8 protein-coding genes are annotated in these 12106 nt (G+C 74.0%); 5 read left to right on the top strand and 3 right to left on the bottom strand.

Features of this window, described 5'->3' with window-relative positions; genetic code table 11:
- Positions 1–74: 74 nt before the first annotated feature.
- Together ALMP_RS31620 and ALMP_RS31615 are read right to left on the bottom strand one after the other, a co-directional pair.
- Positions 75–293, bottom strand: coding sequence for a hypothetical protein (locus ALMP_RS31620; RefSeq protein ID WP_264934653.1), 219 nt, complete (start codon positions 291–293; stop codon positions 75–77).
- 4 nt (positions 294–297) lie between these two features.
- Positions 298–1734 carry an amidase gene (locus ALMP_RS31615; protein WP_264934651.1) on the bottom strand — a complete coding sequence of 479 codons (1437 nt, stop codon included), beginning with the start codon at positions 1732–1734 and terminating at the stop codon, positions 298–300.
- A 245-nt stretch (positions 1735–1979) separates the two neighbouring features.
- Here ALMP_RS31615 and ALMP_RS31610 point away from each other — a divergent pair, with 245 nt between their 5' ends.
- From ALMP_RS31610 to fxsT, 4 genes are all read left to right on the top strand, one after another.
- Entirely contained in the window at positions 1980–3365 is a 1386-nt protein-coding gene (locus ALMP_RS31610; protein ID WP_264934649.1) for a glycoside hydrolase family 43 protein, read from the top strand.
- A gap of 162 nt (positions 3366–3527) precedes the next feature.
- The gene (locus ALMP_RS31605) at positions 3528–5276 is read left to right on the top strand and encodes a DUF4062 domain-containing protein (RefSeq protein WP_264934647.1); all 1749 of its coding nucleotides are present in this window, start codon (positions 3528–3530) and stop codon (positions 5274–5276) included.
- 40 nt (positions 5277–5316) lie between these two features.
- The gene (locus ALMP_RS31600; RefSeq protein WP_264934645.1) at positions 5317–6360 is read left to right on the top strand and encodes a MoxR family ATPase; all 1044 of its coding nucleotides are present in this window, start codon (positions 5317–5319) and stop codon (positions 6358–6360) included.
- Positions 6357–10208 carry an FxSxx-COOH system tetratricopeptide repeat protein gene (gene fxsT, locus ALMP_RS31595; protein ID WP_264934643.1) on the top strand — a complete coding sequence of 1284 codons (3852 nt, stop codon included), beginning with the start codon at positions 6357–6359 and terminating at the stop codon, positions 10206–10208. Before ALMP_RS31600 ends, fxsT begins: the two co-directional genes overlap by 4 nt.
- A 139-nt stretch (positions 10209–10347) precedes the next feature.
- Here the strand turns inward: fxsT and ALMP_RS31590 are convergent, their stop codons facing one another.
- Positions 10348–11346 (bottom strand): helix-turn-helix domain-containing protein, encoded by a 999-nt coding sequence (locus ALMP_RS31590; RefSeq protein WP_264934641.1) that lies wholly within the window; start codon positions 11344–11346, stop codon positions 10348–10350.
- A gap of 179 nt (positions 11347–11525) precedes the next feature.
- On the opposite strand from ALMP_RS31590, the gene ALMP_RS31585 reads away from it, so the two are divergent.
- The coding region (locus ALMP_RS31585; RefSeq protein WP_264934639.1) for a TerD family protein at positions 11526–12106 on the top strand (581 nt) is incomplete at its 3' end.

Here is a 12106-nt window from a genome sequence, read left to right as displayed (position 1 = left end):
GGGCCCCGCGTGAAGGCGCTTGCCGTTCCTTGCCGAAACCTTGACGCCCGGCTCTCACCCGCGTCCCGGCAGGCTCAACCGTCGTACGCCTCCGTGACGTACACGGTCCTGGGCGGCAGGTGTTCCACGATCATCACGACGGTGCCGGGCGCGATCCGGCCCGTGCCGTTCGCCGGGTACGCCAGGAAGTGCTCGGCGCCGCCCCGCACCCGGACGATCACCTCGCCGACCAGTCCCGGTCCGACCGTCCCGGTGACCCGCCCCATGAGCCCGACCATCGACGCATCGTCCATGGACTCAGGGTAGGGGCGCCCCGGCGGCCGGGGAATCCTCGGTGAGCGGCCGAGGCCACCGTTCGTGCCAACGCGCCTCCGCCTCCACCTGCGCGGCGAGCGAGAGCAGCAGCGGCTCGCTGTTCGCCGGGCCGAGGAACTGCGCCCCGACCGGCAGCCCGCCGGGCGTGAAGCCGGCGGGCACGTTGACGCCGGGCCACCCCAGCACGTTCCACGGCCAGGCGTACGGGCAGGCGGCGATCATGGCCCGGTCGGTGGCGAATCCGCCCAGCTCGGCCATGGCCCCGATGCGCGGCGGGGGAGTGGCCGTGGTCGGCGCGAGGACGACGTCGTAGCGAGCGAAGAAGGCGCCGATACGGCGGTGCAGGGCCGCCTCCGCGCGCCGGGCGGCCCGCAGCGGGGCCCCGCCGAGGAGCCGGCCGAGCCGGGCGGCGTCGCGGGTGCGCCGGTCGAGCAGCGCGGGGAAGGGCGCCTCGGCGACGAACTCCGCGATCCCGGCGGTCGCCCGGGGCACGAAGGTCAGCCCGATCTGCCCGTAGGGCGGGTCGGCCTCCTCGACGATGTGCCCCGACGCGGCGAGCCGTTCGGCGAGTTCGACGACCCGGGCGCGCACCTCGGGCCGCAGCCGGGCGGGCACGGCGGTGAACGGCGGCTTCAGCGCGAGCGCGATCCGCAGCCGCCCGGGGTCGCGGCCGACGGCCGCCGAGGCGTCGACGGCGGGCGGCCGGTGCGGGTCGCGCGCGTGGTTGCCGCAGGCCGCGTCGAGCAGCAGCGCCGCGTCGGCCACGGTCCGGGCCAGGGTGCCGTTGACCGTGATGCCCTGGAAGGACTCGCCGCGCGGCCAGGTGGAGACGCGCCCGCGCTGCGGCTTGATGCCGACCAGGTGCGTCCAGGCCGCCGGGATGCGCACCGAGCCGGCCCCGTCCGAGCCGAGCGCGGCCGGCACCAGCCCCGCCGCCACCGCGGCCGCCGAGCCGCCCGAGGAGCCGCCCGGGGTGTGCTCGGTGTTCCACGGGTTGCGGGTGGCGCCGAAGGCCGGGCCCTCGGTGAACGGCCACTGTCCGAGTTCGCAGGTGTTGGTCTTGCCGACGATCACGGCGCCGGCGGCCCGCAGCCGCCGTACCGCCTCCCCGTCCTCGGCGGCCGGCGGGTGCTCGCCCTGGCAGCCGAAGGCGGTCGGCTCGCCGGCCACGTCCATGTCGTCCTTGACGGCGACGGGCACCCCGAGCAGGGGTGTGCGCACCCCGGCGGCCAACTTCCGGTCCGCCGCCTCCGCTTCGGCGAGGGCGGCCTCGGCGCGCACGATCCGGAACGCGTTGAGGGTGCCCTGGGTCGCCTCGATCCGCGCCAGGGTCCGCTCGACCAGCGTGCGGGAGGAGACCTCCCCGGCGGCGAGCGCACGGGCGGTGTCCACCAGGCCTGCGGAACGGTCGAGCGTCATGCGGGACACCTCCGGGAGCACGTCGTCTACCGCACGGTAACCTCTGGCGGGCCGTCAGCGGAACGTTCTTCCGCCGGATGCGCGTGCCCCGCAGGCCACAGGCGTCCCACAGGGCGCTCCCGTTCCTGCGCAAAGCATTGACGCGCCCCGGCCTCACCCCTACCTTCTGATCGACTTTCCGAACCCTGTTCGGCATGTCGAACCCCCGAGTCGTGGGGGCCCTGAGCCGTTAGGAAGAGCCGCACATGACCACACGTCCCACCCCGTCGCGCCGCGCCCTGCTGCGGGCGCTGACCGCACTGCCCGCCTCGGCGCTCGTCCTCGGCGAGTTCCCCGGCCTGCTCGGCACGGCCCTCGCCGCCGCGCCGCCCAGCGGCTCGGCCACCCGCTACACGATCGTGCCGTTCCTCAACAGCAACGACGGCACGGTCAACGTCTACCAGTCGGACGACGCCACCGACTTCCGCCTCGCCAAGGCCTCCGCCTACACCCCGCCCAGCAACCGCATCCGCGACGCGAGCATCTTCAAGCACACCGACGGCTACTACTACATCACCTACACCACCCACACCTGGCAGGACGTCAGCACCACCATCGGCTTCGCCCGCAGCGCCGACCGGCTCAACTGGACCTTCCTGTACGACTACACGGTCCCGATCGCCAACCTCTCCCGCGCCTGGGCCCCGGAGTGGTTCGTCGACAGCGACGGCAGCGTCAACGTCATCGTGTCCTGCTCGACCACCGACGACCAGTGGATCTTCACCCCGTACCGGCTGCGGGCCACCAACTCGGCGCTGACCGCCTGGAGTTCACCGGTCGCCCTGGCCGGCATCGGCGAGAACCACATCGACACGTTCATCGTGAAGATCGGCTCGACCTACCACGCCTTCACCAAGAACGAGACGACCAAGTACATCGAGTACGCCACCGCCTCGAACCTCAACGGCCCCTACACCATCTCCCGCACCGGCGACTGGGCCGGCTGGGGCAGCTACCGCGAGGGCCCCGCGCTCGTCCAGCTCGACAACGGCGCCTGGCGGCTCTTCTTCGACGGCTACGGCGACGGCAACTACTACTACAGCGACAGCTACGACACCTTCGCCACCTGGAGCACCCCCAAGGCCATGCCCGCCGTGTCCGGCACGGCCCGGCACTTCACCGTCATCAAGGAGACGGTCTCCGGCGGGGTGACCCTCGCGAAGAACGTCACCCGCTCCTTCCGCTCGGTCAACTACACCACCCGCCACTGGATGCGGCAGTCCGGGCTGCTCAACCTCCCGGTGGTGACGGCCTCCAGCACCACCGCCGAGAAGCAGGCCGCCACCTTCACCGTCGTCCCGGGCCTCGCCGACTCCAACGGCTACTCCTTCCGCGACGCGGCCGGCAACTACCTGCGCCACTACTCCTTCCGCGCCCGCTTCGACCCCAACGACGGCACCTCGACCTTCGCCAAGGACGCCACGTTCATCGCGCGGACGGGCACGGCGAGCGGTTCGGTGCGCTTCGAGTCGTACAACTACCCGGGGTACTACCTGCGCCACTACGACTACCAACTGCGGGTGGAGCAGGCCGACGGCACGGACCTCTTCCGGCAGGACAGCTCCTTCGTCCCGGTGACCGCCTGGGCCTGAGCCGCGGCGGCCCTCGGGCGGACGACCGGCCCGGCGTCCCGACTGCCGGGCCGGTCGCCGTCGACCGGCCTCGCCGGGCAACTCGGCCCCGCCGAGGGCCGCGAGTGCTTAACCTGGGGCATCGGGCTGTACGGGGCGGTTGGATGTCTATGGGGTGGGCGCGTGACGGATCCGCGGCGGGTGTTCCTCAGCCATACCTCGGAGTTGCGGAGATACCCGGACGCGCTGTCGTTCGTGGAGGCGGCCGAGGAGGCCGTGCTCCGGGCCGAGGACCTGCCCGTCGACATGAAGTACTTCACCGCCCGGGACGGCAAACCGGCCGCGTACTGCCGCGAGTACGTCCGGCGCGCCGACCTCTACGTCGGCATCATCGGCTTCCGCTACGGCTCGCCCGTCCCCGACCTGCCGCACCTGTCCTACACCGAGCTGGAGTTCGAGGAAGCCACCGACGCGGGCCTGGAACGGCTGGTGTTCCTGCTGGACGAGGAGCAGGACGTGGGGCTGCCCTACGCGGCGGTCAAGGACGCCCACGCCCAACGCCAGGAAGAGTTCCGGCGGCGGCTGCGCAGCGACAGCGGGGTCACCGTGCAGAAGGTGCACGACCCCAACCAGCTCGCGAAGCTCCTGTTGCAGGCCCTGCTGCGCAGGCCCGACGGCCCGCCGCCCCCCGTCGCGGCGCGACCCCGCCGGCCTGCCGCGCCGGCCACGCCCACGAGCCTGGACCCCGAGGCCTGGCTGCGCCTCGGGGAACTCCTCCAAGGACTGGAGGCGGCCCCCTGGGGCGCGGAGGCCTACCGGTGGTCCTTCGGCGTGAACGGAGAGGCGTGGGCGGCCGCGCCCTTCACGACGCCGACCGGTGACCTGTACGACTGGGCACTGGACCTGGACGCACGGGAACAGGACGCCGACGCGCTGCCGAAGGTGGTGGCGTTCGCTCACGCGCTGGCCGCCGGCTTCGCCGCTGCCAGGGGCGTCGAGGGGCGGCGGCGCGCGGCCGCCCTGAACTCCTGGGTGCGCGGGGTACGGCAGCGGCTGGACCTGCCCGAGCCGCCGCCGGCGCCGGAGCTCAACACGCTGCACGTCACCATGCTGGTGCGGCTCGACCAGGACCCCCAGGAACGCGACCGGGTCTTCGCGGAGGTCTGGCTGCGCGCGTCGTCCGGGCTGTCGGACTGGAAGCGGATCCAGCCGCCGGAGGACGCGACGGACCGGCTGCGGGTGACCGTCGACGAGGCCCGCGCCCTGGTCGACCAGTGCCTACGCACCTTCAAACGGGAGGCGGAGGCGCTCGGCCGGAGCGAAGCCGACTGCGGCCGGCCGCCGAAGCTGCGACGCATCGAGTTCGCCGTCACCGAGACACTGCTGGAGGTCGAGTTCGACCAGTGGCTGTGCGGCGCCAGCCTCTACAAGCCGTGGAAGCTCGGCGAGCAGTACGAAGTGGTGGTCCGCTGCCCCGCCGCGCGGGATCTCGCGGACTTCGCCCATCTGTGGTCGGTGCGCTGGGCCTGGCTCGAGACGAGCGGCGGCACGCACGACGACGCCGTCTGCTGGCTCGGGAACGAGGACCTCGCACTGCTGGACGCCCATGTCGCCCGCTGGCAGGACTTCGACCATCCCGCCTGCGTCGCCATCACCGCCCAGGACGCCGAGCCCGCCTGGCGCGCGGCGCTGCACGTCGGCATGCCGGTCGTGGTGTGGCAGCGCGCCGACCGTGCCCGGGACGGAGCCACGCCCGGCCTGCGGGACCTCCTCCCCATCGACGACGTCCGCGCCCTGCCGGGCGCGGTGAAGCGGGTCCGCAGGAACCGCGACCTCACTCCCTCCGCACAGGCGAGCGTCGTCCTCCTCTGGGACGATCCCGATCACGCCCTGGAGACCACCCCCCTGACCGACGCGAGCTTCGTCCTGTGACGACCGCCGCGCACCCGCAAGCCCCACGACCGGAGGTGCCGTGAACGACTGGTGGATCTACAAGGGCGACCGATCCGTCGACCGGCTCGCCCGGCTCGCCGAGAACCAGCCGCCCTGGCGCGTCTTCGACGGCGAGATCGACCCGGACTACCAGGCACCGTCACTGGACGACGAGCGCTACGCCGCGGACCGCGAACGCGGCGCCGGATACATCGCCGACGAGCCGGAGATCGACCTCGTCAACACCGCGCTGTACCTGCGCCGTCCGCTGCTGGTCACCGGAGTCCCCGGCGTGGGGAAGTCCACGCTCGCCCACAGCATCGCCGAGGATCTCGCCCTCGGCCCGGTGCTGCGCTGGCCCATCACCAGCAGGACCACCCTGCGGGACGGCCTGTACCGCTACGACGCGCTGCGGCGGCTGGAGGACGCCAACCTCAGGCGCCTGGAGCGGCCCTCGGACGCACCGCCCGCCGTGGACACCGACCCGGCCGAGACCATCGGCCGCTACCTCCAGCTCGGCCCCCTCGGCACCGCCTTCCTCCCCACCGAGCGGCCCCGGGTCCTGCTCATCGACGAGATCGACAAGGGCGACATCGACCTGCCGGGCGACCTGCTGACCGTCCTCGACGAAGGGCGCTTCGACATCCCGGAACTGGTCCGGCTGTCCGAGTCCTTCCCGACGGTGTCCGTGGGCACCGACGACCAGGCGGGCACGGCCCGCGTCCACGGCGGCAGGGTGCGCTGCCGTGCCTTTCCCGTCGTCGTCCTCACCAGCAACGGCGAACGTGAGTTCCCGCCCGCGTTCCTGCGCAGGTGCATCCGGCTCAACCTGCCGCTGCCCAACGAGGACAAGCTGTACCGCATCGTCGCGCAGCGCATCGGACAGGAGGCGGCCGACGCGGCCGGGGCCCCCGGCGGCCTCATCGAGGCGTTCCTGGAGCGGCGCAGCACCGGGGACCTGGCCACCGACCAGCTGCTCAACGCCGTGCAGCTCCGGCTCGCCGGCGCGTGGACGGCCCCGGAGGACCTCAAGCGCCTGTCCGAGGCGACCATGCACCAGCTGAGCGGGCCGGACGCCACATGATCTCCGATCTCCTGCCGCTGCTGGCCCAGGGCGGGGTCGAGGACCCCACCCCCGAGGAGCTGGCGGACGTCCTCTGGCTCGCCCAGCGGGTCCTGCCGCCGGGCTGGGCCCCGGGGCGCGTCGCCGAGCCGTGGCGGCGGCGGTTCCCCGGCGCGGCATCGGCCGACGAGACGGCCGAGGCCGCGGAGGAGCCGCGGTCGCGGCAGGAGGGGGAGGAGCCGGCGCCGGAGGAGGAGACACTCGGCCTCCACCTGCCCGGCGGCGACCCGCGCGACGGCGACAATCCGTCCGGTACGCCCGTGCGCGTCCCGGCCGCGGCGTCCCTGCCGCACGCCTTGTCACTGGCCCGCGCCCTGAAGCCGCTGACCCGCAAGGTCCCCTCCCGTACCGCAGTGGAACTGGACGAGGAGGCCACCGTCACCCGGCTGGTGGACGAGGACATCCTCATCCCGGTGCTGCGCCCCGAGCCGGCCCGGTGGCTCGGCCTCGCGCTCGTCGTCGACCGCAGCCCGTCGATGAGCCTGTGGCAGGACGAGATCACCGAGATCCAGCACGAGGTGGCACGGCTGGGAGCCTTCCGCGACATCCGCCGCTGGAACCTCTCGGCGGGCGCGGACGGCACCACCGTCGAGCTGCGTCCCCACCCCGCCGTGAACCGGCCCGCACGGCACCCCCGGGAGGTCGTCGACCCGGCGGGCGACCAGCTGATCGTCGTGCTCACCGACACGGTCGGCGCGATGTGGCGGACGGGCGCCGCGCACCGCCTGCTGCTCGACTGGGCCCGGTCCTCACAGGTGGCCCTCGCCCATCTGCTCCCGGCCGCCCTGTGGAACCGCGTCGGCATCGCACCGGTGCCGACGCTGATGCACATCCCCCAGCCGGGCCTGCCCAACAGCCGCTGGCACACCCTGGCCACGGAGCCCCACCGCGCACGCCGCGGCGCGGCCGCCCTCCCCGTTCCCGTCGTCGAACTCGAACCGCGCCCGCTGCGCGCCTGGGCCGAGATGACGGCCGGCAGCGGCCGGTGGACCACCTCCGCGGCGCTGCTCCTCCCGACCCGCCCGCCGTCCGCGACGACCACGGGCCCGGCCCGGCGATCCTCCTCGGCGGCCGCCACCGTGGCCCCGCAGGAGGCGATCCGCAGGTTCCGCGCCTCGTCCTCCCCCCAGGCCTGGCGGCTGGCGGGCCTGCTGTCCGCGCTGTCCGAGCTGACCATCCCGGTCGCCCGGCTGGTGCAGCGCGCCCTGCTGCCGGAATCGTCGCGCAGCGACCTGGCCGAGGTCTTCCTCGGCGGGCTCCTGCGCCGTACCACCGGACCCGACGGGCTCCCCCTGCCGGGGGAGCCGCGGTTCGAGTTCGCGCCGCGCGTCCGGGACGCCCTGCGCGGCGCCCAGTACCGCGAGGAGGCCGACAAGGTCCGCGAACTCGACCGCGCGCAGGTCGCCGGATACCTCAGGCCCCGCTACGGCAGCCCGCGCGGCATCAAGGGCGCCCTGACCGGCACATCTCGGCAGACCGTCACGGTTGCGGCCGGGCCGGAGGCGTTCGCCAGACCGTCCTGGGCCGATGTGGCCGGCATGGGAGCGAGCCCCGCCGCCGCGCCGGAGGAACCGGCGCAGACCCCTGCCGGCACGGAGCCGGAACGCGTCTTCATCAGCTACGCCCCAGAGGACCGGGCGTGGGCCGAATGGGTGGCCTGGCACCTGTCGGACGCCGGACACCGGGTCGAACTCGACGTCTGGTCCTGGGATACCGGAGACGACTTCGTCGAGCGGATGAACACGGCGCTCGAGCAGGCCACCGTCATCGTGGCGCTCCTGTCACCCGCGTACCTCGAGCCCGGCCGATGGACCGAGGACGAGTGGCTGGCGGGTCTCGGCCGGAACGGACGGAACGGCCGGTTCGTCCCCCTCGTGGTCGAGCCCGTCGAAGCCGACGACCTCCCCGCCGTCCTGGCGCCCCTGCTGCGCAAGGAGCTGCACGGCCTCGACGAGACGGAAGCCCTCACCGCTCTGCTGGAGGCCGTGGAAGGACCGAAGCGACCTGCCGGGAGACCGCAGTTCCCCGGCGGCGCAGGACAGGAGACGCCGGACACCGCACCACGGCCCGGTGTCTCGAACCTTCCCCGGCGCAATCCCGACTTCGCCGGTCGCGAGAACCTGCTGGTCCACCTCCGTACCGTCCTGCTCGACAGCAAGAGGGCCGCCATCCAGGCACGGCACGGCATGGGTGGGGTCGGCACGACCGAGACCGCGCTGGAGTACGCGCACCGCTGCGCCGACCAGTACGACGTCATCTGGTGGACCGACGCCGAGGACTCCGCGGACCTGGTCGACCAGCTGGCCGAGTTGGCCGTCCGGCTGGGCGTCGCCGATCCCCAGGGGGACGCCGGGATGAGCGCCGCCGCGGTCAAGGAGCACCTGCGCTTCACGGACCGCTGGCTCGTCGTCCTGGACAACGCCGACGACCCCCGTGTCCTCGACGCGCTGCCCGAGGGCGCCGGGCATGTGCTGATCACGTCCCGCAACCCCGACTGGCATGCCGCGGTCCGCGTCATCCGCCTGGACGTCTTCTCCCGCGGCGACGCCCTCCTCTATCTCCACGAACGGCTGCCCGGCCTCACCGCCGAACAGGCGGACACGCTCGCCCTGCACCTCGGTGACCTGCCCCTCGCGCTCGCCCAGGCGGCCGGCGTGCTGGGCGAGGGCATGAGCGTCGAGCGGTATCTGCGACTGCTCACCGAGCGCACGGCCGCGCTGCTGAACGAAGGAGCCGTCACCGCCTACCCGGCGTCCCTCGCCGCCACCGTCCAGATCGCCATGGACCGGCTCACCGCCGCGCATCCCGGTGCCGCGTCCCTGCTGCGCCTCGGGTCGTTCTTCGGCCCCGAGCCCATCCCCGTCCGCTGGCTGCAACACGCGCGCCATCGTCTGTCAGCCGTCCCCGTGGACACCGATGACCTCTCCTGGCCCTACGATTCCCTGCGTCTGATCACCCGTTACGGCCTGGGCGGCGTCGACCACGAGAAGTTCCACGTCCATCGGCTGACGCAGGCCATCCTGCGTGAGCGCACCTCAGCCGACGAGGCGGCCGCCCTGCGCTCGGACGTCACCGTCGTCCTGGCGGCGGCCGACCCCGGTGATCCGGCCCTGCGGTCCACCTGGCCGGAGTGGGCCGTCCTGACCGCACATCTCACGGGACGAGCCGGCGCGACCGACCACGCCGAGCTGAGCTACATGCTGCTCCGCTCGATCCACTACCTGCTCCGCAGCGGCCGGCCCGATGACGCCCTGCGACTGTCCACGCAGTTGCACCGGCAATGGGCCGCCACCCTGGGCGAGGACCACTCGACCACCCTCAGCTACGCGGCGTGCCTGGCCGAGGCGACCTCGGCCGTCGGTGACCACGCCGAGGCGCGGCGGCTCTTCGAGGACGTGCTGACGCGGCGGCGTCGTCTCATCGGTGACGATCACCCCGACACGCTGGAGTCCGCGCACCAGCTGGCCGTCATGCTCGGCTCGGTCGACGACCACGCCCAGGCGCGGCGGCTGCACGAAGACGTGCTCGCGCGACGGCGCCGGGTTCTCGGTGACGACCATCCCGACACGCTGGAGTCCGCGCACCAGCTGGCCGTCACGCTCACCGCCTGTGGGAGGTATGCCGAGGCCGAGGCGGCGTTCAGGGACACGCTCTCCCGCACCCGACGCGTCCTCGGAGAGGAGCACCCCCGCACCGTGGACGTCGTGCACGCACTCGCCGGAGTGCTGAGGGCGCTGGGCAAGTGGTCCGAAGCGCAGAAGGTGCTGACCGACAGGCAGAGCGGGGGACCCGGGCGACGTCGCCGGTGAGATCAGATCATCCGTTGCCCCCAGATCCTCGGGGTGATCCTGGTGACGACCACCATGGGCGGACACGTCTTCGTCTCCGAGGACGGCCTGCGCACCGCCGCCCTCCTCGTCGGCGCCGCCCCGCGGCGCTGAACCGGCGCTACGGCCTCGCCAGGCGGCGCATCGTCAGAGCGAGGTGGAGTCGCAGGCGGCCCTGGGGGGTGCGGACCGGCCAGCCCAGGAGGTGTTCGGCGTGGGCCAGGCGGTCCTGGAGCGTCGAGTGGTGCACGGCGACCTCGGCGGCCGCCGCCCGCAGACTGGCCGTAGCGGTGACCGCGTGGAGGGTGGCCAGCAGCCAGGGGGCGTCCGCGGCGGCGGCCTCCAGCGCCCGGACGTCCGGCGGCGGCTCGGCACCCGGCGGGACGAGATCGGCCAGCAGCGCGAGGCCGCCGAGGTCCTCGGCGTGCACGACGCGGGGGCCGGGGTCGTGCGCGGTGCCGTCGGCGGTGAAGCGCAGCGCGACGCGGGCGGCGGCCCAGGAGCGGGGCAGTTCGAGCACCGGGACGGCGGGACCGACCCCGGCCCGGCCCTCGGGCGGCCCGGCCTCCCGCGACGCGGCCCGCACCCGGGGCCGTCCGTCGGGTGCGGCCAGCGCACGGGCCGGGGCGGCGGGATCCAGGCCCAGCCGGCGGGCCGCGTGCAGCCGGGCCGTCGCGGGAGCGGTGGCGTCCAGAAGCGTCTCCACCAGGGCCGGGTCGTCGTCCCCCGACCCAGGAGCCCGGCCGCGCGTACGGTCGAGGACGCGCCGTACGACGCCGGCCGCCCGCTCCAGGATCACGGCGTCGACGACGCTCGGCGGCGCGTCGCCCCGTTCCAGCCACAGCGCGGGCACCCCGCCCGGCACCAGGGCGGCCGACGGCCAGGCCGGATCGGGCGGCAGATCGCTGTCGCGGCGCGTGCCGTCGGCCTCCACCCGCACCCGCACCCGCCGCTCGGCGTCGACCAGCCGCGCGGGCACCCCGGAGAGCACGGCGGCCCCGCGCACCAACGCCTCCACCCCGGCCCGCGCCTCGGCCAGCCGGTCGAAGTAGGCGATGACCTGCACGGCGGCACCGGCGTCCGGGTCCAGCGCGGTCAGGCGCCCGGCCAGCTCTTTCATACGCCCATCATGCGCCACGGACGGCGCCCGGGAGGAGGGGTGCGCACGGGCGCGCCGCCGGTGCCCCCGGCTGCCCGCCCGGCGAGAGCCCCACGGCGGTCGCGGGCGCCCGCGATGTGACACAGTGGCGGGAAACCGATGGCCGAGAGCGCGGAGCGGACAGCGCGGGGGTGGGCGACATGCCGGAACTGGGCAAAGGCGGGAACACCGCTCTGGGGGACGGACCGGTGACGGTCGAGCTGTACGCGCAGGGCGACACGGTCGACCTCAGCGCCCTGCTCGTGGCGGCCGACGGCAAGGTCAGGTCGGACGACGACCTGGTCTTCTACAACCAGCCCGCCGCGGAGTCGGGGGCCGTGCGTCACCGGGCCGCCGACGCCGACGGACCCGAGCGCATCGAGGTGGACCCCGCCGCCCTGCCCGCCGAGGTGGACCGGGTGGTGCTGGTGGCCAGCTGCGACCCCGACGACGCCTCGCGCACCTTCCGCGACATCAAGGACGTCCGGGTGAGCGCCACCCAGCCCGGCGCCGAACCCGTCGTCTTCCGGCCGCCGGCCCTCACCGACGGCGAACGCGCCGTGCTTCTCACGGAGCTGTACCGCCGTGGGCCGGTCTGGAAGCTGCGCGCGATCGGCCAGGGCTACGCCGACGGACTGGCCGGCCTGGCCACGGACTTCGGCATCGAGGTCGCGGAGGCGGAGGAAACCCCGGAACCCGCCCCCGAACCCGCCCCCGCGCCCGTCGCCGCGCCCCTCGCGCC

This window comes from Streptomyces sp. A012304 (assembly GCF_026008495.1).
Classification (GTDB): Bacteria; Actinomycetota; Actinomycetes; order Streptomycetales; family Streptomycetaceae; genus Streptomyces.
This window is presented reverse-complemented; position numbering and strand designations above follow the sequence as displayed.